Source organism: Streptomyces typhae (assembly GCF_009755605.1).
Lineage (GTDB): Bacteria > Actinomycetota > Actinomycetes > Streptomycetales > Streptomycetaceae > Streptomyces > Streptomyces typhae.
Map to the genome: position 1 here is coordinate 20,731 of NZ_WPNZ01000016.1, position 24,958 is coordinate 45,688.

Below are 24,958 nucleotides of genomic sequence, written 5' to 3' on the forward strand. Positions count from 1 at the left end.
GGGGATGCGGCGGGATTACTCAACTGGAGGCAGGGGTGCAAGCGGAGCCGGGGCCTATGGCCGGTTCTTTTTCCGAGGCGGGGCTCTCGCGGCGGTTCCTCAGGGACGAGACGCTGCTCGTCCTGGCGCTCTCGCTGGGCGCGAGCGGAGTGTCCGCGCTGATCAGCTTTGTCGGCTCGGTCACACGGCCCGGAGGTCTCAAGGACCAGGCGGCGACCCTCAACTCGTCGGCCGCTCCCGGGCGTCCCTGGCTCGATCTCGCCTGGCAGCTGTTCGGCATCACCACGGCGCTCGTGCCCGTGGCGCTGGTCGCTCACTTCCTGCTGCGTGAGGGCTCGGGGCTGCGGGCCATCGGCTTCGACCGGAGCAGGCCCTGGCCCGACCTCGGCCGGGGGACCGTGGTGGCGGCGGTCATCGGCTCCACCGGCATCGCCTTCTATCTGGCGGCCCGCGGTCTCGGCTTCAACCTCACGGTGGTGCCGGAGGACCTGCCGGACGTCTGGTGGAAGTACCCCGTGCTCGTGCTCTCCGCGCTCCAGAACTCCGTCCTGGAGGAGGTGATCGTCGTCGGCTATCTGCTGCGCCGCCTCGACCAGTTGGGCTGGACGCCGACGGCGGCACTGGCCGGGAGTTCGGTGCTGCGCGGCTCGTACCACCTGTACCAGGGCATCGGCGGATTCGTCGGCAACATGGCGATGGGTGTGGTCTTCGTACTCCTGTACCGGCGGTGGGGCCGGGTCGGGCCGCTCGTGGTGGCTCACTCCCTGCTCGACATCGGGGCGTTCGTGGGCTACGCGCTGCTCGCGGGCAAGGTGGGGTGGCTGCCGACGGCCTGACGGTGCGGACCCCCGGGCCGGGCCGCCGTCGGTGCCCGGCCCGGGGCGTGTGGTGGTACGGCACGGTGCGGTGACGTGCGATGCGGTGCGGTGCGATGCGATGCGGGTACCGGTGGCGGCCGGGCCTCGTCCGGCCTTCAGGCCGTACGCGCCCGTGATGGCATGCCTGCCGACCGTCCGCGCCCGTGATGTCACGCCAGCAGATCGCCCTCGATGACCGTCACCGCGTTGCCGGTCAGGAGGGTGCGGTCGCCGCGTACGGCGGTACGGACGAGGCCGGAGCGCGCCGACGCCTGTAGGCCCGTCAGGTCGTCGCGGCCGAGGCGGGCGCTCCAGAACGGGGCGAGCGCGGTGTGCGCGCTGCCCGTCACGGGGTCCTCGTCGATGCCGACGCCCGGGAAGAAGCCGCGTGAGACGAAGTCGTACCCCCGGGACGGGTCCTCGGCGGCCGCCGTCGCGATGACGCCGCGCCGGGAGTGCCGGGCGAGGGCCCGGTGGTCCGGCGCGAGCGCGCGGACCGTCTTCTCGTCGGCCAGTTCCACCAGCAGGTCGCCCAGGTGGGGCCCGGTGTCGTGGACGGAGAGGGGCTCGGCTCCCAGGGCATCGACCGCCTGGTCCGGGAGCGCGGCCGGGATCAGGGGCGCGGTCGGGAAGTCGAGCGTGATCGAGCCGTCGGCGTGGGCGGTGGCGAGCAGCACGCCGGCCCGGGTGGCGAAGCGCACGGTGCCGGTGGCGGTGCCCGTGGTGTGCAGGACGTGCGCGGTGGCCAGCGTGGCGTGGCCGCACAGGTCCACCTCGGTGGCGGGCGTGAACCACCGCAGCGCCCAGTCGGCCGTGCCGCCCGCGGGCAGCCGGTGTGCGAACGCGGTCTCGGCGTGGTTGACCTCCGCGGCCACCTGCTGGAGCCAGGTGTCGCCGGGAAAGGCGTCCAGGAGCACGACACCGGCGGGATTGCCGGTGAAGGGCCGCTCGGCGAAGGCGTCCACGACGCGGATACGGGTCCGTGCGGCGGTGTGGTCGCGGCGGTCACGGGGCGGCGAGGTACGGGGGGCGGCGTCAGCAGTCATGAGGCGACGCTAGGGGGCCGATCGGGTCTTCGGCCAAGGCCAATTCCGTCGTACTGGCATGAGTTGCGAGTGTCGGCGTCATTTTGGCCATGCGTACGTGCGTACGTGCGTACGAGGGACAGTCGGCGTTGATGTTCGGCGCGGGGTTGCCAGGCGAACAGTCTCGATATATCGTTGAGGCATCGCGACTGATCAAAGATGTCGCGGTTTCTCCAGTACGGAGCAACGAAACGTCCAGTACGGAGCAGCAAGACGAACGAAGAAGCACGAAAGGGATGATTGATATGCGTTCCCACGGTTTTGAACACGAGCACCGGCATGGACACGGGCACGGGCGCGGCCCGTACGGGCCCGGTCGCGAGGGCCGCGAAGGCTTCGAGGGGCGGCGCGCGGCGTTCGGCCCGTTCGGACCCGGCTTCGGCGGCGGTGGCCCCTGGGGCGGCGGTCGCGGTGGACGGGGCGGGCCCCGGGGCAGGGCGCGCCGCGGCGACGTGCGCGCCTCGATCCTGGCCCTCCTGAAGGACCGGTCGATGCACGGCTACGAGATGATCCAGGAGATCGCCGAGCGCAGCGGCGGGGCGTGGAAGCCCAGCCCCGGTTCCGTCTACCCGACCCTTCAGCTCCTGGAGGACGAGGGCCTGATCATCAGCGAGAGCGAGGGCGGCAAGAAGCTCTTCTCGCTCACCGACGCCGGTCGCGAGGCGGCCGCCGAAGGTCCGGACGCGCCCTGGGAAGAGGCCGGGCGCGGAGTCGACTGGGAGGCCCTGACCGAGATCCGGCAGGCCGGCTTCGGTCTGATGGAGGCCTTCGGTCAGGTCTGGAAGACCGGCTCCAAGGAGCAGCGCGAGAAGGCGCTCGCCGTCATCAACGACGCCCGCAAGAAGCTGTATCTGATCCTTGCCGATGAGGACTGAGGCGGCTCGGCCCGGCCGGACCGCTGGGTCACCTGGCCGCGCGGCCAGGTCACCTGGCTGGGGCGGTCGAGCCACCTGGCCTTGCCGGTCGGGCCACCTGGCCGCGTCGGTCGGGGTGCCCGGCCGTCCCGGTCGGGTCGGGTCACCAGGCCGCTCAGCTTCCGCGGCGACTCGTTCAGCGCGGCGGGGAAGCTGGTGTGGGCGGTGTTCCACTGCCCGTACGAGGAGAAGTCGGTGCGCTGCGCCCAGATCTTCTCCACTCTTCTCTTCTCCACCAGTGCCTCGATACGTGCTCCGCGCCGACTTCGGCCGAGGCGGCCTCGTCGGCTCTGTCTGCTCGGCGCTCTCGGTAGGGTGGGCTTCTTTGCCCGGAGCGTGGAAAGGCCCCTGATGCCCCTGACGGTCCACTCCGCCGTCGTCGAGCGCCTGCGCGTGGCCGGCTGCGTGTTCGCCGAGGACGAGGCGGACGTGCTGCTCGCGGCGGCGTCGGACGCCGACGACCTCGACGCCATGGTGGCGCGCAGGGTGAGCGGGCTTCCGCTGGAGCACGTCGTGGGGTGGGCCGAGTTCGCCGGGCTGCGGATCGCCGTCGACCCCGGCGTGTTCGTGCCGCGTCGCCGCACGGAATTCCTCGTCCGTGAGGCGGCGTCGCTCGCCGGGCCCGGTGCCGTCGTGGTCGACCTGTGCTGCGGTTCGGGTGCGCTGGGCGCGGCGCTCGCCGCCGCGCTCGGGCGGGTCGAACTGCACGCGGCGGATGTCGATCCGGCCGCGGTCGCTTGCGCCCGCCGCAACGTCGGAGCCGCGGCGGGCCACGTCCACGAGGGCGACCTCTACGCGGCGCTGCCCGAGCGGCTCGCGGGCCGCGTCGACGTACTGCTCGCGAACGTCCCCTACGTACCGTCGGACGAGGTGGCGCTGCTTCCGGTGGAGGCCCGCGAGCACGAGGCGCGGGTGGCCCTCGACGGGGGCGCAGACGGGCTCGACGTGCTGCGCCGGGTGACCGCGGACGCGCCGCGATGGCTTGCGCCGGGCGGACGGCTGCTGTTCGAGACGAGCGAGCGCCAGGTGCCGGCGGCGCTCGCGGCCGTGCGGGGAGCGGGTCTCGGGGCGTGGGTCGTGACGGATGAGGAGCTGTACGCGACGGTGGTCGTGGGGGCGGCCGGGGCGTAGGCGGTCCTCGGGGGGCGGTCACGGTAGTGGTCACGACCGCGACCGTTGTCCCTTGCTGGGGCGCCCGGTTGGCTGACCTGTGCGTTCTATCCGGCCTGTCGGGTCTGCGGGGCCTGTCGGGTCTGCGGGGCCTGTCGGGTCTGCCGGTCCTGAGGGGCCTGCCGGGTCTGCCTGTCGGGTCTGCGGGGCCCGCCAGCCCTCCGTCCGTCCTGTCCGTCCTATCCGACGTGCTGTATCACTGCCGCGTCGAAGAGGTCCAAGGCCCGAGGGAAGGGCCCCTCGTCGTGGCAGTGCCAGGCCTCCCAGAACAGGTCGGCGAGCAACGCGTCCGCGGGGGCGTACACCCGGTACACGTACTGCCTGCCGTCGATGGCAGGCAGGGTGACCAGCCAACACCCGCTCTCCATGCCTGTGACGACGAGCGCCGGTGCACGGTGGTTGCGTACCCGGCGCGAAGCAAGGCGGCGCGCGCCCCACCTGGGGGAACGGTGCGATGTCATCCGTAAGGAGGACAACCCGGTCGTTCATGCCCACCCTGTGTCGGACGGCGAAATGCTTCCCACCGCCGATGTCCGGGTCGCCGGAGGGCTGATGGGGTGGGGGTGTGCAAAGCCGTACTCCCCAGGGCGCCGAACCCGGTCCGACCCCCGCAGACACAGAATCCGGCCTGAACGCGGCGCTGGCCCCGGTGACGGCCGGCGCGCGCCGGCGTGCGCTGCGCGACGGGGACCGGCAGATCGACACGGCCCACCTGCTGCACTCGCTGCTCGAACACGAACCACGGGTACGGGCCGTCTTCGACGGCGGGCCACAGGTCGCACGCCTCCTCGGCTACCTCGTCCAGCGCAGCATCGGGTACGGGCTTCAGTGGCAGGGCACCGTGGAGGACTCGGGTGCCGTTCCCCTGGTGGCCGCGGCCAAAGAAACGGTTCTGTCGCCCGCTGCCGCGGGGGCGATGGAGGCCGCTCTGGAGCGGGCCGTGCTGCGCGGCGAGGCGCAGGCCGACGGCGTCGACCTGCTGGTGGCCCTGGCCACTGACGCGGAGTGCCGCGCGGTCGAGGTGCTGCGCCGCGCGGGGGTCGACGTGGCGGAGCTGCTGCGACGGATCGACGCGGAGGGCGAGTTCGGGTACGGGTCGGGGGCGGGTTTGGGGGGCTGAGTTCCGGCCCGGCCGGGGGTGGCCGAGGGGCTGCCGTGGGGGCAGTCGTGGATCGGTCACAGGGCGGCTATGGATCGGTCATAGGGCGGCTACGGGGAGGCCGTGGGGCCGTCGTGGGGCGGGACCGCGGGGTTGGCTCGGGCGGTTCGGTGTGCTTTGGATGTCCGGCTGTGTCTGCCCAGTCGTGTTCATCCGGCCGTGTCCGTCCGTTGAGACAGGGGTCATCAAAGATGACGGTCATGACGTCGGCTGTCATCATGTGCCGGTGTTCGGGACTCGAAAGAAGTCGCAGGGCGGTGCGGCAGGGCAGCCGGAGCGTGGCAGGGGGCTCGGCCTCGGCCTCGCCCTGCTGTCGGCGTTCGCGTTCGGCGGCTCGGGTGTCGCCGCGAAGCCCCTGATCGGGGAAGGCCTCGACTCGCTGCACGTGGTGTGGCTGCGGGTGGCGGGCGCCGCCCTGGTGATGCTGCCGGTGGCCTGGCGCCACCGCGCGCTCGTCAGACAGCGGCCCGTGCTGCTCGCGGGCTTCGGCCTGCTCGCCGTCGCCGGTGTGCAGGCCTGCTACTTCGCCGCGATCTCCCGCATCCCCGTCGGCGTCGCCCTGCTCGTCGAGTACCTCGCTCCCGCCCTGGTTCTCGGCTGGGTGCGGTTCGTCCAGCGCAGGCCCGTCACCAGGGCCGCCGCCCTCGGCGTGGTGCTCGCCGTGGGCGGTCTCGCCTGTGTCGTCGAGGTGTGGGCGGGCCTGAGCTTCGACGCCGTCGGCCTGCTGCTCGCGCTCGGGGCCGCCTGCTGTCAGGTCGGCTACTTCGTCCTCTCCGACCAGGGCAGTGACGCGGGCGACCAGGCGCCGGACCCGCTCGGCGTGATCGCGTACGGGCTGCTCGTCGGCACCGTCGTCCTCACGGTCGTCGCCCGCCCCTGGGGCATGGACTGGTCGGTGCTCGGCGGCAGCGCGGCCATGGACGGCGCGATGGTTCCCGCCTGGCTCCTCCTCTGCTGGATCGTGCTCCTCACGACTGTCGTCGCCTACGTCACCGGGGTGGTGTCCGTACGCAGGCTGTCGCCCGCCGTGGCAGGTGTCGTGGCGTGCCTCGAAGCGGTCGTGGCGACCGTCCTGGCGTGGGTGCTGCTCGGCGAACGCCTGTCCGCGCCCCAACTCGTCGGCGGTGCCATCGTTCTCGCGGGCGCGTTCATCGCCCAGTCGTCGACACCGGCGAAGCCGCAGCCGGCCGGGGACGCCGTCATCCCGGAGCCCGGAGAAGAGTTGTCCCGCAGCGGCCGTGCCACCTAGGCCGGCGATCATGCACGCACGCGCACGCGCACTCGCCCTTCTGCCCCCGGCCGCCTGGCGCGGGCCTTCCATGGATCACGTCCGGCCACCGGCCGGGCGGAACTCGCCGGGCTCGGGGTGCTGTTCCTGGGCGGCGGGGACGCGACGCCCTGGAAGCGGACGAGCCGCACCGCTCAGAGCCGCCTGAGAGCTGGGGCAGAGCCGGGTCAGAGCCGCGTCAGATAGTCGGGGACCTCGATGCCCGGGGCGAGGTCGGCCGACGGGATCACGGGGTCGTAGCCCTTGCGCAGGGGAACGACGCCGGACCAGTACGGCAGGTCCATGTCCTCCGGGTCGTCGTTCGGGCCGCCCGTGCGCATCTTCGCCGACACCTCTTCGAGGTCGAGGCTGAGCACGGCCGTGGCGGCGAGCTCCTTGGCGTCGGCGCGGCGGGAGTCGGCGGACCTGCCCGGCACGACGTGGTCGACGAAGGCGTCCAGGGCGGTGCTCTTCTCATCGGGGTCCGTGACCTGCCGGGCGATGCCGTGCACCATCACGGAGCGGTAGTTGATGGAGTGGTGGAAGGCCGAGCGCGCCAGGACCAGACCGTCGACGTGGGTGACGGTCAGGCACACGGGCAGGCCCGGGTCGTCCTCCGGTGCGGCACCCGCCATCCGCAGCGGTCGCGAACCCGTCGACCCGTGCACGTACAGCCGCTCGCCGACCCTGGCGTACAGCGTCGGCAGCACGACGGGCGCGCCGTCGCGCACGAAGCCGAGGTGGCAGACGTACGTCGCGTCGAGTATCGCGTGCACCTCCGCGCGGTCGTACGTGGCGCGGTCGCGGGAGCGGGTGGGGACGGTGCGGTCGGTCGGTGCGTACGGGGTGTTCTCCGGCGTGGCCGGCTGCGTCGTCGTCTCCATGTCCTTCTCCATCACTTCGCGGGGCGCTCGCCGCACGGGGTGCCCCGGTTGGCGCCAGTATTGCACTAGTGCATAATGTGCTTTGTGCTAGGAGAGTATCCGATCGAAGGCCGTCGCGCAGCCGAGATCTCGGCGAGCGTCGAGCGCGCGGTGGGCCGCGGCGAGCTGGAGCCGGGGCGACTGCTGCCTCCCATGCGGGAGTTGGCGGCCCATCTCGGCGTCAATCCGAATACGGTCGCGGCGGCGTATCGCACCCTGCGGGAGCGCGGGGTGATCGAGACGGCCGGGCGGCGCGGCAGTCGCGTACGCAGCAAACCGGCCACGACGGCCCGGGAGTACAGCCGCCTCGACGTGCCGCCCGGGGTGCGGGACGTCGCCAGCGGCAACCCGGACGTGACCCTGCTGCCGCCGCTGACCGAGGTGTTCACGGCGGCCGCGGCGCAGGCGGACCGGGCCCCGACGCTGTACGGGGAGGCGCCGGTGGTCCCGGAGCTCGGACGGTACGCGCGCGCCGCCCTCGACCGGGACGGCGTGCCGGACGGGCCGGTCGCGGTCACCTCCGGGGCGCTCGACGCCATCGAGCGTGTGCTCGCCGTGCGCCTCAAGGTGGGGGACGCCGTGGCCGTCGAGGACCCCGGCTGGGGCAGCCTGCTCGACCTCGTGTCGGGGCTCGGCCTGCGGGCGGTACCGGTCCGCGTGGACGACGAGGGGCCGCTGCCCGACGACGTGGAGCGGGCCCTGACGTCCGGCGCGCGCGCCCTCGTCGTCACCAGTCGCGCGCAGAACCCGACCGGTGCCGCCGTCGGTGCCGCACGCGCGCGTGCCGTGCGCGAGGTGCTCGCCGCCCACAAGGAGACGCTGGTCGTCGAGGACGACCACGGCCACGGCATCGTCGACCTGCCGCTGCACACGCTGTCGGGCGTCACGCACGCGTGGGCCTTCGTCCGCTCCACCGCGAAGGCGTACGGGCCCGACCTGCGGCTCGCCGTCCTCACCGGGGACCCGGAGACCGTCGACCACGTCCAGGGCCGGATCCGGTTCGGCCCCGGGTGGGTCAGCAAGGTGCTCCAGCGGGCCGTCCTGAGCCTGTGGGAGAGCGGGGCCGTGGACGCGCGGGAGGTCGCGGCGGCGTACGGGCGCAGGCGGGACGCGCTCATCGCGGCGCTGGCCCGGCACGGGGTCGCCTCGTACGGCCGCAGCGGCATGAACGTGTGGGTGCCGGTGCCGGACGAGACCGGCGCCGTCGCCCGGCTGCTGCACGCGGGCTGGGCGGTGGCCCCGGGGGCGAGGTACCGGCTGGGTGCGCCGCCGGGCATCCGCGTCACCGTGTCCGCGCTGTCCGGCGGCGACATCGAGGAGGTGGCCGCGGCGGTCGCCGCGGCGGTGGGCCCCGCGCCGGCGCGGCGCTACGGCTGAGAGGTCGGCCGCCGGGGCGCCCCGGGTCTGCGGAGTGCGTGCGGCCGCGGCGTGGACTGGGTGAGCGCGGCTCCCGCGAGGACCACGGCCGCGCCGACCGGTGTGGTCCAGGTCAGCGATTCGCCGAGCACCGCGACGCCCGCCGCCGTCGCGATGACGGGGATGAAGTACGTGACCATCTGTGCCGTGGTGGGGCCGACCTCGTCGACGATGCCGTACTGGGTCAGGAGTGCGATGCCCGTGCCGAGCGCGCCCAGGGCCACGACAGCGAACAGCGGGCCCATCGGGAAGTGCGTCGGCATCGACGTGAACAGCGGGGTCACCACGGCCAGTTCGACCGTCGCCACGAGCAGCTGCGCGCCCGAGAGGGAGAGGTTCGAGTGCCCCGAGCCCGCCAGCGTACGACGGACGTAGATCCAGCCGATCGGATAGCTCAGCGAGGCGAGCAGAGCCATGGCCGTGCCCCGGGGCTCCAGGTCGCTGAAGCCCTGCCAGGCGCCGAGCACCGTCAGGACGCCGACGAAGCCGAGCGCGAGCCCCGCGACCCGGCGGCGCGTCGGCCGGTCCTCGGAGAGCGCGACCAGGGCGAGGAGCATGCCCCACAGCGGTGACGTCGCGTTGCATATCCCTGCCAGGGTCGACGGGATCGTCAGCTCCGCGTAGGCGAAGAGCGAGAACGGCAGCGCGTTGAGCAGCAGGGCGGCCACCGCGAGATGCGCCCACACGCGCGGGGAGCGCGGCAGCCGCTCGCTCTTGGCGACCAGGAACGCCGCGACCACCGCCGTACCGAAGAACAGTCGGCCCAGCGTCACTTGGAACGGTGCGTACCCCTGCGTCCCGACCTTGATCAGGAGGAAGCTGAACCCCCATATCAGGGACAGCGCGGCGAAGCGGATCCGCCAGTCGAGGGCCCGCCGCCGCGCGGTGGCCGGGGGCGGCGGGATCGCTTCGGCGGTCGCCGCGCCGGGAGTGGCCGGGGCGGGGTTGGGTGCGGTGGCCGGTGCGGAAGGGGCCGCGGGGGTGCTCATGTACGCCACGATGAGGCATCCCACTTCTTAGTACAAGCGAAATTTATTGCCGAGTATCGCGTAGCATCACTTACATGTTGAACTTGGAGCGCCTGCGGACCCTGGACGCCCTCGCCCGGCACGGATCGGTGAGCGGCGCTGCGGCGGGACTGCATGTGACGACGTCCGCCGTGTCCCAGCAGATGACCAAGCTGGAGCGCGAGGTCGGGCAGCAGCTGCTCGCGAAGAACGGCCGGGGCGTGCGCCTCACCGATGCGGGGCGGCTGCTCGCCGACCACGCCGCGCGCATCCTCTCCCAGGTCGAGCTGGCCCAGTCGGACCTGGAGCAGCAGCGCGGCAAGGCGGTGGGCGAGCTGCGGATGGCCGCGTTCCCGACCGCCATGCGCGGTCTGCTGCCCGCGGCCCTCTCGTCCCTGCGCGCCGGGCACCCGGGCCTGCGCGTCAGCGCCCAGGAGCTGGAGCCGCAGCAGGCTGTCAGCGGCGTGGTGCGCGGCGACCTGGACGTGGCGGTGGTCCTCGACTGGTACAACAAGCCGCTGCCCGTGCCCGACGGCCTCATGAAGGCACCGCTCCTCGACGACCCCGCGGATGTCGCGATGCCGGCGGCCCACCCGATGGCCGACCGTCCCGAAGTCGGCCTCGAGGACTTCGCCGAGGACGAGTGGATCACGTGGGCCGAGGGCGAGTTCTGCCACGAGTGGCTGATGTTCACGCTCCGCGCCAAGGGCTTCGAGCCGCGCATCGCCCACCGCGCGGAGGAGCATCACACGCAGCTCGCGCTGGTCGCCGCGGGGCTCGGGGTGTGCGTGGCGCCCCGGCTCGGGCGCGACCCGATGCCGATGGGCGTGCGGACGGTGCCGGTGCGGCACCGCGTGCGGCGGCATGTGTACGTGGTGTGGCGCGCGGACGCCGACCGCCGCCCGTCGATCCGGGCGGCGGTGGAGGCGCTGCGGGTGGCGGGGGCCGGGCTGGGGTGAGGCACCGCGGGGCGACCGGGGCGGTCGCGGGCCGGGGCCGTGGTCCTGCGTCTCCGCCGGCCTGCGGTCCTGCGGTCCTGCGGTCCTGCGGTCCTGCGGTCCTGCGGTCCTGCGGCCCCGGCCTCCTGTGGCCCCGCCGTCCTGCGGCCTCGCCGTCCTGTAGCCCTGCGGCTCGGCCCCGGCCTCCTTCGGCTCCGGCCTCCTGCGGGGTCCTGTGGCCCCGCCGTCCTGCGACCCCGCCGCCCTGCGGTCCTGTTGTCCTGCCCGCGGCCCCGCGGCCCCGCGGCCCTGCGCCCCTGCGGTGCTGCGCCCCTGCGGTGCTGCGGCCCTGCGGTGCTGCGGCCCTGCGGCCCTGCGGTGCTGCGGCCCTGCGGCCCTGCGCCCCCGCAGCCCCCAACATGAGCGCCCCCCACCACGGGCTACCGCTGCCCCAGCTTCCGGAAGTCCCAGGAGACGACCGACTCCGGCGTGAGTCGCAGCCACGCGTGTCGGCCGTCGTGGACCGCCTCGTCCAGGCCGAAGTTCTTGCGGAAGAAGAGCCGTTCCGGTTCGTCCAGTTCGGGGCAGGGCGCGCCGGTGCGCGGCACCTCGCCGACGAACTCCGCGGTGCCGGTCAGCTCCACGCCGCGCAGTTCCCCGTAGTCCTCGCCCGCGTCGACGACCACGGCGAGCCGCGGGTCCCGGCGCAGCTCGGCCCACCGTCTGCTCCGCGTGAGCGAGTACAGCCACATCGACGTGCCGTCCCACACGAACCACAACGCGCTCACGTGCGGGGCGCCGTCGGAGGACACCGTCGCGACCCGGCAGGTGCGCTCACCGGTGAGAAAGGCGTCCACCTCGCCTGGCGTCATCATGATCCGGCGACCGCGCCGCTGTGCCTCGGCCATGCGTCGTCCTCCCCTGGCTGACTGAGCGTCAGGAAAGCATGAGGTGTCTTCCGCCGTGAAGCAATGCCGGTTAGCCTCCCGCGCACCGCGACCCAGGGGGGAGCCATGCCGTCCGTCGAACAGCTCAGGGAGATCCTCGACCCCGCCACGAGCGTGCTGCTGACCGTCGAGTGCCAGCAGGGCGTGGTCGGCCCCGAGAGCGCGCTCCCCGAACTCGCCGAGGAGGCACGCGCGTCCGGTGCGCTCGCCAACGTCGCCCGGCTCGTGGCCGCCGCGCACCTCGCCGGTGTCCAGGTCCTGCACGCCGTGGCCGAGCGGCGCCCCGACGGCCGCGGCGCCAACCGCAACGCCCGGCTCTTCCGCGCCGCCGAGCGGCTGCCCGTGCAGCAGCTCTCCGGGACCACGGCCGTGCGCGTGGCGGCCCCCATCGAGGTCGCCGACGAGGACTTCGTCGTACGGCGGCTGCACGGCCTCTCGCCGCTCGCGGGCACCGACGTCGACCCGCTGCTGCGCAATCTGGGCTGCCGCACGGTGATCGTGACCGGGGTCTCCGCCAATGTGGCGATCCCGAATGCCGTCTTCGACGCGGTGAACCTCGGCTACACCGCCGTCGTGCCCGCCGACGCCATCGCCGGGGTTCCGGCCGACTACACCCCCGCCCTGGTGCGCCACACCCTCGCCCTGGTCGCCACGGTCGCCTCGACGAAGGACGTCCTCGGGGCGTGGAAGCGGCCGCGCCGCACCGGGTGAGCCTCCCGGTGCGGCACGGCCCTCGGCCCGACGCGCGCTGAGCGCACGCGGGGAGGCGCGGTGCGTCAGGCCAGCTTGATGGAGTCCCCCTCCACAGTGATCTTCTTGGCGGGCAGCGGTCGCGGTGCCGGATCCTGCTTCACGCTGCCGTCGCCGATGTCGAACCTGCTCCCGTGGCACGGGCAGTTGATGGTGCCGCCCTCGACGCTCGTCACCGGGCACTGCTTGTGCGTACAGAGGTGGGAGAACGCCTTGAAGCTGCCCTTCGTCGGCTGGGTGACCACCACGCCCTCGTCCTTGAAGATCTTGCCGCCGCCCACGGGAATGTCCGCCGTCGTGGCGAGCACGGCACCCGCGCCCCCGCCTGCCTCCTTCTCCGAGGCATCCCCGGCAGGTTCCGACGAGTCGTCATCCGATCCGCAGGCCGCGAGCGCGGCGGCCAGACCGGCGGCGCCCACCGCCGTGACGACCGTGCGGCGCGTGGGGACGGCGCGGGATCCCTCGGGCGTCGCGGAGCCGGTCGGTCCGGCGGGGGCGATGCGGGCGGTGGACTCGGCCGCGGGGAGCGTGAAGGGGCAGTCGGCCGTGCGCAGGAGCGATGCGTCCTGCTCTTCCCTGGAAGCAGTCATGCCGGATGGTACGGACGGAGCCGCCCGGTTGTTCAGCCGTTCAAGGATTTTCTCGTGAAGTCGGCCGCCGGGTTCAGCGGATCGGCCGTACCGCCCTGCCCCGCCGTACCCGCCGGTGACCCCGGCTAACCTGGGGCGATGCTCACCGAAGTCACCGCCGTCCGCTATGTGACGCCCCTGCGCGAGGGCGGATCACTGCCCGGACTCGTCGAGACCGACGACGGCCACGGGTCGTACGCGACGTACGTCATGAAGTTCGCGGGCGCGGGCCAGGGCCGCAAGACGCTCGTCGCCGAGGTGGTCTGCGGACAGCTCGCGCGCCGCCTCGGCCTGCGGGTGCCGCAGCTCACGGGCGTCCGGCTCGACCCGGTCCTCGGCCTCGGGGAACCCGACCAGGAGGTGCAGCAGCTCCTGAAGTCCAGCGGCGGCCTCAACCTGGGCATGGCGTATCTGTCGGGTGCTCTCGGCTACGACCCGCTGGCCCTCGCGGTGGACCCGGTCGAGGCGGGGCGCGTCGTCTGGTTCGACGCGCTGATCAACAACGTGGACCGCTCCTGGCGCAACCCCAACCTCCTGGTGTGGCACGGCGACGTCTGGCTCATCGACCACGGCGCGAGCATGATCTGGCACCACAACTGGCCCACGGCACCGGCCGCCGCGGCACGCCCGTACCGCGCGGACGACCACGCCCTCGCCCCCTTCCGGCCGGACGTCGCCGCGGCCGCAGCGGAACTCGCCCCGCAGGTCACCGAGAAGCTGCTCGCCGAGGTCACGGCCGACGTGCCCGACGCCTGGCTGGCCGGCGAGCCCGGATTCGACGACGCCGACGCGGTGCGGCGGGCGTACGCGGACGTGCTGCTGCCGCGCGCGCGGAGCATCCACGAACGGATCACCCTGGAAGGCGCCGGAAGGTGAACGACATGACCGAGGCCGTCGAGGCCACCGCCCGGCACGTCTTCGAGTACGCGCTGCTGCGCGTGGTCCCGCGGATCGAGCGCGGCGAACAGATCAACGCGGGCGTCCTGCTCTACTGCCGCGCCCGGTCCTTCGTGGCGGCCCGTACCCACCTCGACGAGGCCCGGCTCCTGGCCCTGGACCCGCATGCCGACGTGGCGGGGGTGCACGCGGCGCTGCGGGCCGTCGAAGGGGTCTGCGCGGGGGGCGCCGCCGCCGGGCAGGCGGCGGCGGACGACGCGGGGCGCCGCTTCCGCTGGCTGATCGCGCCGCGTTCCACCGTCGTGCAGCCGGGCCCCGTGCACACCGGCCTCACCGCGGACCCCGCGGCGGAGGTGGAGCGGCTGCTCGGGCTCCTGGTGCGCTGAGCGGGCCCGCGGGCGCCTCTGATGCGCTGACCGGTCCGGCGGACGCTCCCGGTGCGCTGACCGGTCCAGCGGACGCTCCCGGTGCGCTGAGCGGTCCAGCGGACGCTCCCGGTGCGCTGAGCGGGCAGGCGGAGGCCAGGCGGACACCAAGGTGCTGCCGGGGTGGGCGGGACGCGCGGGACGGCCGGGTTCAGGGCGTCCTGACGACGTAATGAGTCACAGTGCGTCGGTGGGCCGTTGACACCGGGTGCCAGGGCTTCTAGCGTCTCGTCTGCTGAAGGTACTAAGCGGTCGCTCACTGGATGGCGGACCGCATCGCACCAGAGCCGCATCCCGAGGGCGAGGAGAGCCAGCATGTCCACCACAGAGCAGCGTGTCGCGGTCGTGACCGGAGGAGCGCGAGGCATCGGCGCGGCGACCGCCGTCCGGCTCGCCGCCGAGGGCCGTGCCGTCGCCGTGCTCGACCTCGACGAGGCCGCCTGCAAGGACACCGTCGAGCAGATCACCGCCGCCGGCGGCAAGGCCGTCGCCATCGGCTGCGACGTGTCCGACGAGGCCCAGGTCGAGACCGCTGTCGCGCGGATCGCCGCGGAACTCGGCGCGCCCACGATCCTGGTGAACAACGCGGGCGTGCTGCGCGACAACCTGCTGTTCAAGATGAGCGCGAACGACTGGGACACGGTCATGAACGTGCATCTGCGCGGCGCCTTCCTGATGTCCCGCGCCTGTCAGAAGCACATGGTGGACGCGGGCTTCGGCCGCATCGTCAACCTCTCCAGCTCCTCCGCCCTCGGCAACCGCGGCCAGGTGAACTACGCGGCGGCCAAGGCCGGCATGCAGGGCTTCACCAAGACCCTCGCCAAGGAGCTGGGCAAGTTCGGCATCACCGCCAACTCCGTGGCGCCCGGCTTCATCGCGACCGAGATGACCAAGGCCACGGCGGAGCGCGTCGGCATGGGCTTCGAGGACTTCCAGGCCGCCGCCGCCACGCAGATCCCGGTGCAGCGCGTGGGCAACCCGGAGGACATCGCCAACGCCATCGCCTTCTTCGCCGGTGAGGCGGCGGGCTTCGTCTCCGGCCAGGTCCTGTACGTGGCCGGCGGCCCGCTCGACTAGGGCTCCGCCCGCCTCACCAAGGACCAGCTCCAGCGCAAAGGACGGCACGAATGGCAGTGCAGGACAGCGGCAAGGCGGCCCTCGTCACCGGCGCGAGCCGCGGCATCGGCTACGGCATCGCGGAGGCCCTCGTCGCACGCGGCGACCGCGTGTGCATCACCGGGCGCAACGAGGACGCCCTCAAGGAGGCCGTGGAGCGGCTCGGTGCCGACCGCGTCATCGGCGTCCCGGGCAAGGCCCACGACGAGGCGCACCAGGCGGTCGCCGTGGAGCGCGCCATGGCGGCGTTCGGCCGCGTCGACTTCCTGATCAACAACGCCGGTACGAACCCGGTGTTCGGCCCGATGGCCGACCTGGACCTGAACGTGGCCCGCAAGGTCTTCGAGACGAACGTGATCTCCGCGCTCGGCTTCGCCCAGCTGACGTGGAAGGCCTGGCAGGGCGAGCACGGCGGCGCGATCGTGAACATCGCCTCCATCGCCGGGGTCGCGCCGTCGCCCTTCATCGGGGCGTACGGCATGAGCAAGGCCGCCATGGTCAATCTGACCCTCCAGCTCGCGCACGAGTTCGCGCCGAGGGTGCGGGTCAACGCGATCGCGCCGGCCGTGGTCAAGACCAAGTTCGCGCAGGCGCTCTACGAGGGCCGCGAGGAGGAGGCCGCGGCCGCCTACCCCCTCGGACGCCTCGGTGTGCCCTCCGACATCGGGGGTGCGGCGGCCTTCCTGACCTCGGCGCAGTCCGACTGGATCACCGGCCAGACGCTCCAGGTGGACGGGGGCATGTTCCTCAACGCGGGCGTCGGCTGACGGATCGGGACGAAGCGCGGCAAAGGCCGGACTGTCGTCTGTAAGTGATGTTTCCGCGCATGAAGTGCCCCGTCGGGCAACGTGGTTGGTACGGCGGGGCACTGCGGTATGGTCTGCCGATCCATGGCACGGCAGACCGAGGAGCGTGCGCGTGTTCAGAAGAGTTCACCTGCGGTGTCTGCGGCCGTTCGCGCTGCTGGCGTCCGTGTCCCTGGTCGCGGGATGCGGACTGCTGTCCTCCGAGGGATCGGACGAGGACGACGTCATCAACGTCGGCACCACGAGCGCGCCGAGCACCCTCGATCCCGCCGTCGCCTACGACGGCTCCTGGGAGCTGTACCGGAACATCTTCCAGACGCTCCTGAGCTTCCCCGAGGGCGCCTCCGAGCCCCAGCCGGACGCCGCCGAGCGATGTCGGTTCACGGACGGCTCCAGCATGGTCTACACGTGTACGTTGCGTGCGGGCCTCAAGTTCTCCGACGGTCACGCGCTGGACGCGAAGGCCGTGAAGTTCTCCTTCGACCGGATGCGCCGGATAGCCGTGAAGGGCGGCCCGGCCGGGCTGCTCGGCTCGCTGCGCACCGTCGAGACGAAGGGCGAGCGGACGGTGGTCTTCCGCCTCCGCAAGCCCGACGCCACCTTCCCCTTCGTGCTCACCACGCCCGCCATGTCGATCGTGGACCCCGGTGAGTACCCGGCGGGCAAGCCGCGCGAGGGCACCGAGGTGAGCGGCTCGGGGCCGTACGTGCTCAAGAGCTACCGCGTCGGCGACCACGCCGAGCTCGTCAGGAACGACCACTACGCGGGCGCGGCCGACCGCAAGAACGACGCCGTGACCATCCGCTACTTCCGCGACTCCGACGCCATGGTCGACGCCCTGCGCGCCAAGGAGATCGACGTGACCTTCCGCGGTCTCGCCGCGCGGGACGTGGTGGCCCAGCAGGGCGCGGGCAAGGAGAGCGACATCCGGCTCGTCGAGGGCGCGGGCACCGAGATCCGCTACCTGGTGTTCAACCCCGACGACCCCTGGACGCGCAAGCCCGCGGTGCGCGAGGCCTTCGCCCAGGTGATCGACCGCGGCGCCATCGCCCACAAGATCTACAAGGACACCGTGGAGCCGCTGTACTCGATGGTCCCGCGCGGCGTCACCGGTCACGCCACGGGCTTCTTCGACCGCTACGGCGACCCGAGCGCGGCCAAGGCCCGGCAGATCCTCCGGGCGGCGGGCATCACCGAACGCGTCCCGCTGACGCTCTGGTACACCACCGACCGCTACGGCTCCGCCACCGGCCCGGAGTTCGCCGAGATCAAGCGGCAGCTGGAGGACTCGGGCCTGTTCCGGGTCACGATCAAGGGCCGGCCCTGGCAGCAGTTCGACAAGGGCTACAAGAACGGCGAGTACCCCGTCTTCGGACGCGGCTGGTTCCCGGACTTCCCCGACGCGGACAACTTCATCGCCCCCTTCGTGGGCAAGGACAACAGCCTCAACATCCCCTACGAGGTGCCGCGGATCACGGACGGGGCGCTGCCGCGCTCGCGCCGCGAGGCCGATCGCAGCAACGTCGTGGACCAGTTCGAGGAGGCGCAGCGCATCCTGGTCGACGACGTCCGGCTGCTGCCGCTGTGGCAGGGCAAGCAGTACGTCATGGCGAGCGAGGAGATCTCCGGCGCGGAGCGCGCCCTGGACCCGTCGGCGATCATGATGATGTGGCAGCTCGGGCGCAAGACGAGCTGGTAGGGGTCGCGGGGCGGCGGTGCCGGTCCGATTGTCAGTGGGCGCCGGTAGGTTTCGTGGTGCAGAACTGAACGCACCCCGGAGGTTGTTGACGTGACCGACATCGCCATGCTGCCCGCGTCCTGGCGCGGAGTCCTCGGCGAGGAGCTGCAGAAGCCCTACTTCAAGGAGCTCACCGAGTTCGTCGAGGAGGAGCGGGCGAACGGGCCGGTCTTCCCGCCCCGCGAGGAGGTCTTCGCCGCCCTGGACGCGACGCCGTACGACCGGGTGAAGGTCCTCGTCCTCGGCCAGGACCCCTATCACGGTCCGGGCCAGGGCCACGGCCTGTGCTTCTCGGTCCGACCCGGAGTGAAGACCCCGCCCTCGCTCAGAAACATCTACAAGGAGATGAAGGAGGAGCTCGGCCACCCGGTGCCGGACAACGGCTATCTGATGCCGTGGGCCCAGCAGGGCGTCCTGCTCCTGAACGCCGTCCTGACGGTCCGCTCCGGCGAGGCCAACTCCCACAAGGGCAAGGGCTGGGAGAAGTTCACGGACGCGGTGATCCGCGCCGTGGCGGACCGCCCCGACCCGGCGGTCTTCGTCCTGTGGGGCAACTACGCGCAGAAGAAGCTGCCCCTCATCGACACCGAACGGCACATCGTGGTGAAGGGCGCGCACCCCTCGCCGCTGTCCGCGAAGAAGTTCTTCGGCTCCCGCCCCTTCACGCAGATCGACGCGGCGGTGGCGGCCCAGGGGCACGAGCCCATCGACTGGCGCATCCCCGACCTGGGCTGAGCGGGCCGACCGGGCCGTGCGCCCGGGCCCGGCCGGGCGCCGCGTCCCCGACCTGGGCTGAGCAGGCGGGAGGGCCCCGCCCCGCCCCGCGCCTGACCGGGATTGTCAGTGGTGGCCGCTAGCGTCGGAAGCGTCCGTGGAACTGTCGCCGGGCCTCGGCCGGGCACCGCGGACGACGGACGACCGGCGGCTGGCGACCGGCAGCTGCCGACGGACTGACGAGGGACGTTCCGCGGGCCGCCCACGGCCCGCGGAACGTCCGGCGGACGCGGAGGGCGGCGCGGTGACGGAGCGGCAGGAACAGACGGCGGCGGACGGCGAGGGCGCCGTGATGACCCGGATCGGGCAGGCGGTCATGCTGCAGCACGCGGGCGACCGCGAGGAGGCGAGGACCCGGTTCCTCGCCCTCTGGGCGGAGATCGGCGAGGGCGGCGACCCCCTGCACCGCTGCACTCTCGCGCACTACATGGCCGACACCCAGGACGACCCGGCGGACGAACTGGCCTGGGACCTCAGGGCGTTGTCGGCCGCGCACGAACTGACCGACGAGCGTGTCAGCGCCCACGACAAGTCCCTGGCGGTGCGCGGCTTCTACCCCTCGCTGCATCTGAACCTGGCCGCCGACTACGTGAAGCTCTCCCGCCCCGCGGCGGCCCGCAGCCATCTGCGGCTCGCGCGCGGCGCGGTGGGCGCCCTCGGCGACGACAGCTACGGAGACGGCATCAGGGCGGCTCTGGACCGCCTGGAGACAGAGGTGGGGGAGGGGGCCGTCGGGGAGTAGGCGACCCCGCCCCGCCCTCGACCTCCGCGCTCCTCGACCTCCCGCGTTCTCAACGCCCGTACGCCTCACGGCAGATGACCGCCTCCGGGCTGTCGGGCCGCCAGCCCGCGTGGACCTTGCCGAGCGCGCAGATGTCGACCTCGGGGCGGGCGGGCGCGGGGCGCGGGGGCGTCACCGGCGTGGGCCGTGGGGGAGGGCCGTGGTGGCCCTGGTCCTGGCCGTGGCTCTGGCCGTGTCCGGCCGGCCCGGGACGTTCGCGGTGCGGGGGACGGTCGTGGCCGGAGGGGGCCGCGGGCCGGGCGGGGGCGGCAGGTGTTCCGGGTGGCGGCGTCGTCTGCGGACGGCGGGCAGCCGGGGTGCCTGGGGTGTGCGGGGGTGTGCTGCGGGGCGCCGCCGCCGGGCCCATGCGTTGCAGCGTGTCGTGGGCCGGAGCCTGCGCCGGGGCCGGAGCCCGTACCGCGCGGGGCGGGCGGCTCGGCGGGGCGTCGGCGGTCGCGGTCGCTCCGGCCGGTGTGGCGCTCCGCCCCGCGGTCCGCTCCACCCCCGTACAGCCGGACAGCGCAAGCGCGGCCGTGGGCACCAGAACCACCGCGGTGATCGTCGATCGCTGCACCCGCGTCACTCTGCTGCCCCCGGCCCCGCCCCGGGCGGCGAACGCCGACGCATGCCCCGCACGGGTGACACCGCGCGGTGCGACGACGCCGCCCTCACCCCTGCTGGAGCCCTCGCGCCTCACCCCTCCTGTGCGGCCCTCGGCCCCGCTCCCCGCCCTACGAACTGCCCGTCGCGGCGCCCCCGTCGAGCATCCCGTGCAGCAACTCCCTGAAGCCGATGCGCAGTTCCTCCCACGTCGGTGTCGTCGCGTGGTACGAACCCGCGGCGCACGAGAACATCAGACCCTCGCTCCACGCCACCAGGGACAGGGTGTGCCGGGCCGGGTCGGGGGAGCCCGCCGCCGCCATCATCCGGATCAGCGGCTCGCGGAACTGGGCGCCCGCCGCGTCGTAGTGCGCCCGGAGCTCGGGGCGCCGGGTCGCCTCCAGCGCCAGCTCGTAGCGGGACACGAGGAGGTCGCGGTAGTCGTCGCCGCTGAGGTAGCGGTGCAGGGTCAGGGCGAGGCCGTCGGCGAGCGTGTCGCGGCTGCCGGCCGCGTCGGGAAGCTCGGCCGGGGTGAGGACCTCGCTCTCGCGCTCGGCCTGCCGGCGCACGGCGGCTTCGAGGAGGGCGAGCCGGGTGCGCGCGTGGTTGGACGTCGACCCCTGGGGGAGCCCCGCAGCCTCGTCGACCGCCCGGTGCGTGAGGCCACGCATTCCGCGCTCGGCGAGCAGGGCCAGAGCGGTGTCGGCGATCAGTTCGGTGCGGGCTGAGCCCGTGACACGTGCAGGCATGGGCTCACCCTACCGCTGGTACTACGTATGTAGTATCTTCGTGTCCCATCGGAACTACATATGTAGTCCACGGGTGAGCGAAGGAGAGATCATGGCGGGAGCAGCGAGGCGGCAGGCACCGCGCGCCGTGGTGGTGGGCGGCGGCATCGGCGGCCTGACCGCGGCCATCGCCCTGCACCGGTCCGGCTGGCGCGTCACCGTCCTGGAGCGCGCCACATCACTGGAACCGGTGGGCGCGGGCATCGGACTCGCGCCCAACTCCCAGCGCGCCCTGGACGTCCTCGGCCTCGGGGACCGGGTGCGCGCGCTCTCCGCCTGGCAGGGCGCGGGCGGCGTACGCGCCCAGAACGGCCGCTGGCTCGTGCGCACCACTTCGGCGGCGACCGAGCGCGAGTTCGGCGGCGGCCTCGTCAGCCTGCACCGCGCCACCCTCGTCGACCTGCTGGTCGGCGCCCTGCCCGCCGAGTGTCTGCGCCTCGGGGCCGAAGCCCGGCTCGCCGACCCCGGCGGCCCCGGCCACCAGGCCGTCGTCGCGACCGGTGCCGGCGACATCGACGCCGACCTGGTCGTGGGCGCCGACGGCATCGACTCCCGTGTCCGCGCGGCCCTGTTCCCCGCCCATCCCGGCCCGCGGTACGCCGGCTTCACCGCCTGGCGGCTCGTCGTGCCCGCGCCGCGGAAGCCCTTCGAGCCGCACGAGACCTGGGGCCGCGGCGGCGTCTGGGGCACGCATCCGCTCAAGGACGGCCGCGTGTACGCGTACGCCACCGCACGCGTCCCGCAGGGCAGCCGTGCCCCAGACAGCGAGAAGGCCGAACTGGAACGCCGGTTCGCGCGCTGGCACGACCCGATCCCCGAGATCATCGCGGGGGCGGCGCCCGCGGACATCCTGCGCAACGACGTACGGCACCTGATCGAGCCGCTGCCCGCCCACCACCGCGGCCGCACCGCGCTCCTCGGCGACGCCGCGCACGCCATGGCGCCCACGCTCGGCCAGGGCGGCAACCAGGCCATCGAGGACGCCGTCGTCCTCGCCCACCACCTGGCGCCCGACAGCGACCCCTTCGCCGGACTCGCCGCCTACAGCGCCGCCCGCGTGCCCCGGACCACGGCGATCGTGCGGCAGTCCGCCCGTACCGCACGCCTGAACCACCTCACCGGCGGCGCGCTCCTGACCGTGCGCGACGCCCTGCTGCGGACGGCCTGCCGGATCGGCCCCGACCTGATCACGCGGGGCTTCGCCACCATCGCCGACTGGCGGCCACCGCAGCCCCCGTATGCTGCGGGAACGGACGCGGGGGCGCAGGAGCGTGCATCCGCACAACGGTGAGGAGACAGTGGTGAAGGTCGGCTGCATCGGACTCGGTGATATCGCGCAGAAGGCGTACCTGCCCGTGTTCACCACGCAGCCGGGTGTCGAGCTGCACCTCCACACGCGTACGCCCGCGACCCTGGAAGGCGTCGCGGCCGCCCACGCGATCCCCGCGGCGCGCTGCCACACCGACCTGGACGCGCTGCTCGCCCAGGGCCTGGACGCGGCGTTCGTGCACGCGCCCACCGCCGCCCACCCGGAGATCGTCTCGCGCCTTCTCGATGCGGGCGTGGCGACGTACGTGGACAAGCCGATCGCGTACGGACTCGCCGACTCCGAACGCCTCGTGCGCCTCGCGGAGGAACGCGGCGTCAGCCTCACGGTGGGCTTCAACCGCCGCTTCGCCCCCGGCTACGCGCAGTGCGCCGAGCACCCGCGCGAGCTGATCCTGATGCAGAAGAACCGTGTGGGCCTTCCGGAGGACCCGCGCACGATGATCCTCGACGACTTCATCCACGTCGTGGACACGCTGCGGTTCCTGGTGCCAGGACCCGTCGACCACGTCAGTGTGCGCGGCCGGACGGACGGCGGGCTCCTGGAGCACGTGGTGCTCCAGCTCGCGGGTGACGGGTTCACGGCGATCGGTGTGATGAACCGGCTGAGCGGGTCCACGGAGGAGATCCTGGAGGTGTCGGGCCAGGACACCAAGCGGCAGGTCCTCAATCTCGCGGAGGTCGTGGACCACAAGGGCCAGCCGACCGTGCGGCGGCGCGGCGACTGGGTGCCGGTGGCGCGGCAGCGCGGGATCGAGCAGGTCGTGCTCGCCTTCCTGGACGCCGTGCGCGCCGGAAAGGTGGTCAGCGCCCGGGACGCGCTGGCGACCCATGAGCTGTGCGAGCGGGTGGTCCTTGCCGTTCAGGAGCAGGCTTCCTGAACGCCCGCGCGGCCCCGGCCGCGCCGAACAGGGCGAGGACGCCGAGCGCCGTGTACACCGGCCAGTCGCCCAACCGCGCATAGGGGGTCGTGCCCGTGGCCAGCGGAATCTCGTACTCCGCGGTGGCCGACGCGGATGTGCCGAGCCAGGGGCCGAGGCGCTCGCCGCTCGGGCCGTAGGCCGCCGAGACGCCGGTGAGCGTGGCGTGCACCATGGGGCGGCCGGTCTCGGCGGCCCGCACCGCGGCCAGCGAGGCGTGCTGTTCAGGCGCCCAGCTGTGTTGGAAGGTCGAGGTGGAGGACTGGGCGAGCAGCAGCTGTGCGCCCTCGCGCGTCAGGTGGCGGCTCATGTCGGGGAACGCCGACTCGAAGCACACCAGCGGCCCCACCCGCAGCCCGTGCCCGACGTCCATGACGACGGGCCGCTCGCCCCGCCTGCGGTCCTCACCCGCGGCCTTGCCGACGGAGGTCGCCCAGCCGAGCAGGGAGCGGGCGGGCACGTACTCGCCGAAGGGGACCAGTCGCATCTTGTCGTAGCGGTCCCCGGTCGGTCCCTCGGGGCCCACGAGCACGGAGCTCTTGAAGATGCCGGGGCGGTCCGAGCGGCGGGCGTCGACGTTCACGAGGATGTCGGCGCCGACCTGCCGGGACAGCGCGGTGAGCCGGGCGGCGAGGTCGGGGCGGTCCGCCAGGTCGTGCCCGACGCTGCTCTCGCCCCACACCACGAGGTCCAGGTCGCGTCCCGCGAGCGCGCGGGTCAGCTCCTCCTCGCGGGCGAAGCGCTTGTCGACACCGCCGAGGCCGTTCATGACGCCCGGCTGGACGACGGCGACACGGATGCTGCCCGCGGCTTCCGGGCGCGGGGACCAGACCCAGACCGCGGACGAGGCGGCGGCCACGGCGACCAGGCCCGCCAGCGCGGGCACACGGGCGGCACGGTGGGCGGCGAGCACGGCGACGCTCGTGTTCACGGCGACCACCAGGGCGCTGACCAGCCACACACCGCCGACCGACGCGAGCCGCAGAGCCGGCTCCACCTGCCACTGGCTGGAACCGAGCAGCCCCCAGGGCCCGCCGAGCCCCTCCCAGGACCGCACCAGTTCCACCATGAGCCAGCCCGACGGCAGCACGAGCAGCGCGGCGGCGGCGCGGCCCGCAGAGGGCGCGCCGCCCAGGAGATGGCGTACGAGCCAGCCCCACGGCGCCCACAGGAGCCCGAGGAGCGCGGCGAGTATCAGCGTGAACACATGCAGGCTCGGCAGCAGCCAGTGGTGCACCGCGATCATGAAGCCGAGACCGCCGAGCCAGCCGTCGACGGCCGCGCGCCGTCCGGTCGGGGCCGAGCGGGCGAGCAGCAGCCACGGCACGAGCGCGACGTAGGCGAACCACCACCACGACGGAGCGGGGAACGCCAGGGCGGGCAGCGCGCCGCACAGCACGGCCAGGGCGCCGCGCCATCGCGGCGACGCGAGGAGCGCACGCCCGCGCGCGGGATCGAGCACGGGTCCGGTCCGCCGCCACCAGGGCGCCGTCTCCGTTGCCGCCGCTGTTCCAGCCGCTGTTCCGGCCGGTGTTCCGGCCGCTGTCCCCGCGGCTGATCCCGTGGCTGTTCCCGTCTGCGGTCCCGTCCCTGGTCCCGACGCCACCCCCCGGTGCCGCCGGATGCCGCCGAGTACGTCCATGCAGCGTGCCTCCCTGCCCCAGCTCCGGTTCTCGCCGTGCCTTCCAGTGTGCGCGCCCGCGACGATCTAGGACAGGGGGCGGC

The 24,958-nt window shown here is 73.3% G+C and carries 26 protein-coding genes; 17 read left to right on the plus strand and 9 right to left on the minus strand.

What is annotated here, in order from left to right; genetic code table 11:
• The first annotated feature begins 35 nt into the window (after positions 1 to 35).
• Positions 36 to 836, plus strand: a complete 801-nt coding sequence (locus GPA10_RS26660; RefSeq protein ID WP_058848894.1) for a CPBP family intramembrane glutamic endopeptidase — start codon at positions 36 to 38, stop codon at positions 834 to 836.
• A 191-nt stretch (positions 837 to 1,027) separates the two neighbouring features.
• Here GPA10_RS26660 and GPA10_RS26665 read toward each other — a convergent pair whose 3' ends face one another.
• Positions 1,028 to 1,903: a PhzF family phenazine biosynthesis protein gene (locus tag GPA10_RS26665; RefSeq protein ID WP_157167730.1), complete on the minus strand. Its 876-nt coding sequence runs from the start codon at positions 1,901 to 1,903 to the stop codon at positions 1,028 to 1,030.
• Between the two features lie 275 nt (positions 1,904 to 2,178).
• Here GPA10_RS26665 and GPA10_RS26670 point away from each other — a divergent pair, with 275 nt between their 5' ends.
• The gene (locus GPA10_RS26670) at positions 2,179 to 2,817 is read left to right on the plus strand and encodes a PadR family transcriptional regulator (protein WP_198351715.1); all 639 of its coding nucleotides are present in this window, start codon (positions 2,179 to 2,181) and stop codon (positions 2,815 to 2,817) included.
• A gap of 390 nt (positions 2,818 to 3,207) precedes the next feature.
• Positions 3,208 to 3,987, plus strand: coding sequence for a putative protein N(5)-glutamine methyltransferase (locus GPA10_RS26675; RefSeq protein ID WP_157167731.1), 780 nt, complete (start codon positions 3,208 to 3,210; stop codon positions 3,985 to 3,987).
• A 218-nt stretch (positions 3,988 to 4,205) separates the two neighbouring features.
• Here the strand turns inward: GPA10_RS26675 and GPA10_RS26680 are convergent, their stop codons facing one another.
• Complete coding sequence (locus GPA10_RS26680) at positions 4,206 to 4,394, minus strand: hypothetical protein (RefSeq protein ID WP_058848890.1); 189 nt, start codon at positions 4,392 to 4,394, stop codon at positions 4,206 to 4,208.
• A gap of 197 nt (positions 4,395 to 4,591) precedes the next feature.
• Here GPA10_RS26680 and GPA10_RS26685 point away from each other — a divergent pair, with 197 nt between their 5' ends.
• Together GPA10_RS26685 and GPA10_RS26690 are read left to right on the plus strand one after the other, a co-directional pair.
• Positions 4,592 to 5,146, plus strand: coding sequence for a Clp protease N-terminal domain-containing protein (locus tag GPA10_RS26685; protein ID WP_343041357.1), 555 nt, complete (start codon positions 4,592 to 4,594; stop codon positions 5,144 to 5,146).
• A gap of 265 nt (positions 5,147 to 5,411) precedes the next feature.
• A complete protein-coding gene (locus tag GPA10_RS26690) occupies positions 5,412 to 6,434 on the plus strand; it encodes an EamA family transporter (protein ID WP_343041358.1) in 1,023 nt (340 codons plus the stop codon).
• Positions 6,435 to 6,640: 206 nt separating this feature from the next.
• Here GPA10_RS26690 and GPA10_RS26695 read toward each other — a convergent pair whose 3' ends face one another.
• On the minus strand, positions 6,641 to 7,336 hold the full coding sequence (locus GPA10_RS26695; RefSeq protein WP_157167733.1) for a pyridoxamine 5'-phosphate oxidase family protein: 696 nt from the start codon (positions 7,334 to 7,336) through the stop codon (positions 6,641 to 6,643).
• Between the two features lie 84 nt (positions 7,337 to 7,420).
• On the opposite strand from GPA10_RS26695, the gene GPA10_RS26700 reads away from it, so the two are divergent.
• Positions 7,421 to 8,752: an aminotransferase class I/II-fold pyridoxal phosphate-dependent enzyme gene (locus GPA10_RS26700; protein ID WP_343041359.1), complete on the plus strand. Its 1,332-nt coding sequence runs from the start codon at positions 7,421 to 7,423 to the stop codon at positions 8,750 to 8,752.
• Here the strand turns inward: GPA10_RS26700 and GPA10_RS26705 are convergent.
• Positions 8,743 to 9,780 carry a DMT family transporter gene (locus GPA10_RS26705; protein ID WP_157167735.1) on the minus strand — a complete coding sequence of 346 codons (1,038 nt, stop codon included), beginning with the start codon at positions 9,778 to 9,780 and terminating at the stop codon, positions 8,743 to 8,745. The two genes, GPA10_RS26700 and GPA10_RS26705, sit on opposite strands and share 10 nt — an antisense overlap.
• Positions 9,781 to 9,854: 74 nt before the next feature.
• Between GPA10_RS26705 and GPA10_RS26710 the strand changes: the two genes are divergently transcribed.
• The gene (locus tag GPA10_RS26710) at positions 9,855 to 10,757 is read left to right on the plus strand and encodes a LysR family transcriptional regulator (protein WP_157167736.1); all 903 of its coding nucleotides are present in this window, start codon (positions 9,855 to 9,857) and stop codon (positions 10,755 to 10,757) included.
• 419 nt (positions 10,758 to 11,176) lie between these two features.
• Here the strand turns inward: GPA10_RS26710 and GPA10_RS26715 are convergent, their stop codons facing one another.
• Entirely contained in the window at positions 11,177 to 11,644 is a 468-nt protein-coding gene (locus GPA10_RS26715) for a pyridoxamine 5'-phosphate oxidase family protein (protein WP_058848886.1), read from the minus strand.
• Positions 11,645 to 11,749: 105 nt separating this feature from the next.
• Between GPA10_RS26715 and GPA10_RS26720 the strand changes: the two genes are divergently transcribed.
• The gene (locus GPA10_RS26720) at positions 11,750 to 12,394 is read left to right on the plus strand and encodes a cysteine hydrolase family protein (RefSeq protein WP_157167737.1); all 645 of its coding nucleotides are present in this window, start codon (positions 11,750 to 11,752) and stop codon (positions 12,392 to 12,394) included.
• Between the two features lie 65 nt (positions 12,395 to 12,459).
• Here GPA10_RS26720 and GPA10_RS26725 read toward each other — a convergent pair whose 3' ends face one another.
• Positions 12,460 to 12,933 carry a Rieske (2Fe-2S) protein gene (locus GPA10_RS26725; RefSeq protein ID WP_425505821.1) on the minus strand — a complete coding sequence of 158 codons (474 nt, stop codon included), beginning with the start codon at positions 12,931 to 12,933 and terminating at the stop codon, positions 12,460 to 12,462.
• Positions 12,934 to 13,161: 228 nt separating this feature from the next.
• Between GPA10_RS26725 and GPA10_RS26730 the strand changes: the two genes are divergently transcribed.
• From GPA10_RS26730 to GPA10_RS26760, 7 genes are all read left to right on the plus strand, one after another.
• Entirely contained in the window at positions 13,162 to 13,938 is a 777-nt protein-coding gene (locus tag GPA10_RS26730; RefSeq protein WP_157167738.1) for a HipA family kinase, read from the plus strand.
• Between the two features lie 5 nt (positions 13,939 to 13,943).
• Positions 13,944 to 14,345 carry a DUF3037 domain-containing protein gene (locus GPA10_RS26735; protein WP_157167739.1) on the plus strand — a complete coding sequence of 134 codons (402 nt, stop codon included), beginning with the start codon at positions 13,944 to 13,946 and terminating at the stop codon, positions 14,343 to 14,345.
• 354 nt (positions 14,346 to 14,699) lie between these two features.
• Positions 14,700 to 15,461, plus strand: a complete 762-nt coding sequence (fabG, locus tag GPA10_RS26740; RefSeq protein ID WP_058848883.1) for a 3-oxoacyl-ACP reductase FabG — start codon at positions 14,700 to 14,702, stop codon at positions 15,459 to 15,461.
• Between the two features lie 50 nt (positions 15,462 to 15,511).
• The gene (locus GPA10_RS26745) at positions 15,512 to 16,267 is read left to right on the plus strand and encodes an SDR family oxidoreductase (RefSeq protein ID WP_058848882.1); all 756 of its coding nucleotides are present in this window, start codon (positions 15,512 to 15,514) and stop codon (positions 16,265 to 16,267) included.
• 145 nt (positions 16,268 to 16,412) lie between these two features.
• Positions 16,413 to 18,005 (plus strand): ABC transporter substrate-binding protein, encoded by a 1,593-nt coding sequence (locus GPA10_RS26750; protein WP_343041360.1) that lies wholly within the window; start codon positions 16,413 to 16,415, stop codon positions 18,003 to 18,005.
• Positions 18,006 to 18,095: 90 nt separating this feature from the next.
• A complete protein-coding gene (gene ung / locus GPA10_RS26755) occupies positions 18,096 to 18,779 on the plus strand; it encodes a uracil-DNA glycosylase (protein WP_343041361.1) in 684 nt (227 codons plus the stop codon).
• Positions 18,780 to 19,062: 283 nt separating this feature from the next.
• The gene (locus GPA10_RS26760; RefSeq protein WP_343041362.1) at positions 19,063 to 19,560 is read left to right on the plus strand and encodes a hypothetical protein; all 498 of its coding nucleotides are present in this window, start codon (positions 19,063 to 19,065) and stop codon (positions 19,558 to 19,560) included.
• A gap of 49 nt (positions 19,561 to 19,609) precedes the next feature.
• Here GPA10_RS26760 and GPA10_RS26765 read toward each other — a convergent pair whose 3' ends face one another.
• Positions 19,610 to 20,173, minus strand: coding sequence for a hypothetical protein (locus GPA10_RS26765; protein ID WP_157167740.1), 564 nt, complete (start codon positions 20,171 to 20,173; stop codon positions 19,610 to 19,612).
• 157 nt (positions 20,174 to 20,330) lie between these two features.
• Positions 20,331 to 20,948 (minus strand): TetR/AcrR family transcriptional regulator, encoded by a 618-nt coding sequence (locus GPA10_RS26770; RefSeq protein ID WP_058848878.1) that lies wholly within the window; start codon positions 20,946 to 20,948, stop codon positions 20,331 to 20,333.
• 91 nt (positions 20,949 to 21,039) lie between these two features.
• Here GPA10_RS26770 and GPA10_RS26775 point away from each other — a divergent pair, with 91 nt between their 5' ends.
• Together GPA10_RS26775 and GPA10_RS26780 are read left to right on the plus strand one after the other, a co-directional pair.
• The gene (locus GPA10_RS26775; protein WP_157167741.1) at positions 21,040 to 22,278 is read left to right on the plus strand and encodes an FAD-dependent monooxygenase; all 1,239 of its coding nucleotides are present in this window, start codon (positions 21,040 to 21,042) and stop codon (positions 22,276 to 22,278) included.
• Positions 22,279 to 22,288: 10 nt separating this feature from the next.
• Positions 22,289 to 23,194, plus strand: a complete 906-nt coding sequence (locus GPA10_RS26780; protein ID WP_343041382.1) for a Gfo/Idh/MocA family protein — start codon at positions 22,289 to 22,291, stop codon at positions 23,192 to 23,194.
• Here the strand turns inward: GPA10_RS26780 and lnt are convergent.
• Positions 23,118 to 24,875 carry an apolipoprotein N-acyltransferase gene (lnt, locus tag GPA10_RS26785; RefSeq protein ID WP_157167742.1) on the minus strand — a complete coding sequence of 586 codons (1,758 nt, stop codon included), beginning with the start codon at positions 24,873 to 24,875 and terminating at the stop codon, positions 23,118 to 23,120. The two genes, GPA10_RS26780 and lnt, sit on opposite strands and share 77 nt — an antisense overlap.
• Positions 24,876 to 24,958: the final 83 nt, after the last annotated feature.

What these genes read in the sequence shown, in the direction of transcription:
- GPA10_RS26665 (WP_157167730.1), bottom strand. Translation starts at nt 1,903, where the DNA reads ATGACTGCTGACGCCGCCCCCCGTACCTCGCCGCCCCGTGACCGCCGC.
- GPA10_RS26670 (WP_198351715.1), top strand. Translation starts at nt 2,179, where the DNA reads ATGATTGATATGCGTTCCCACGGTTTTGAACACGAGCACCGGCATGGA.
- GPA10_RS26675 (WP_157167731.1), top strand. Translation starts at nt 3,208, where the DNA reads ATGCCCCTGACGGTCCACTCCGCCGTCGTCGAGCGCCTGCGCGTGGCC.
- GPA10_RS26680 (WP_058848890.1), bottom strand. Translation starts at nt 4,394, where the DNA reads ATGGAGAGCGGGTGTTGGCTGGTCACCCTGCCTGCCATCGACGGCAGG.
- GPA10_RS26695 (WP_157167733.1), bottom strand. Translation starts at nt 7,336, where the DNA reads ATGGAGACGACGACGCAGCCGGCCACGCCGGAGAACACCCCGTACGCA.
- GPA10_RS26705 (WP_157167735.1), bottom strand. Translation starts at nt 9,780, where the DNA reads ATGAGCACCCCCGCGGCCCCTTCCGCACCGGCCACCGCACCCAACCCC.
- GPA10_RS26710 (WP_157167736.1), top strand. Translation starts at nt 9,855, where the DNA reads ATGTTGAACTTGGAGCGCCTGCGGACCCTGGACGCCCTCGCCCGGCAC.
- GPA10_RS26715 (WP_058848886.1), bottom strand. Translation starts at nt 11,644, where the DNA reads ATGGCCGAGGCACAGCGGCGCGGTCGCCGGATCATGATGACGCCAGGC.
- GPA10_RS26720 (WP_157167737.1), top strand. Translation starts at nt 11,750, where the DNA reads ATGCCGTCCGTCGAACAGCTCAGGGAGATCCTCGACCCCGCCACGAGC.
- GPA10_RS26730 (WP_157167738.1), top strand. Translation starts at nt 13,162, where the DNA reads ATGCTCACCGAAGTCACCGCCGTCCGCTATGTGACGCCCCTGCGCGAG.
- GPA10_RS26735 (WP_157167739.1), top strand. Translation starts at nt 13,944, where the DNA reads ATGACCGAGGCCGTCGAGGCCACCGCCCGGCACGTCTTCGAGTACGCG.
- fabG (WP_058848883.1), top strand. Translation starts at nt 14,700, where the DNA reads ATGTCCACCACAGAGCAGCGTGTCGCGGTCGTGACCGGAGGAGCGCGA.
- GPA10_RS26745 (WP_058848882.1), top strand. Translation starts at nt 15,512, where the DNA reads ATGGCAGTGCAGGACAGCGGCAAGGCGGCCCTCGTCACCGGCGCGAGC.
- GPA10_RS26770 (WP_058848878.1), bottom strand. Translation starts at nt 20,948, where the DNA reads ATGCCTGCACGTGTCACGGGCTCAGCCCGCACCGAACTGATCGCCGAC.
- GPA10_RS26775 (WP_157167741.1), top strand. Translation starts at nt 21,040, where the DNA reads ATGGCGGGAGCAGCGAGGCGGCAGGCACCGCGCGCCGTGGTGGTGGGC.
- lnt (WP_157167742.1), bottom strand. Translation starts at nt 24,875, where the DNA reads ATGGACGTACTCGGCGGCATCCGGCGGCACCGGGGGGTGGCGTCGGGA.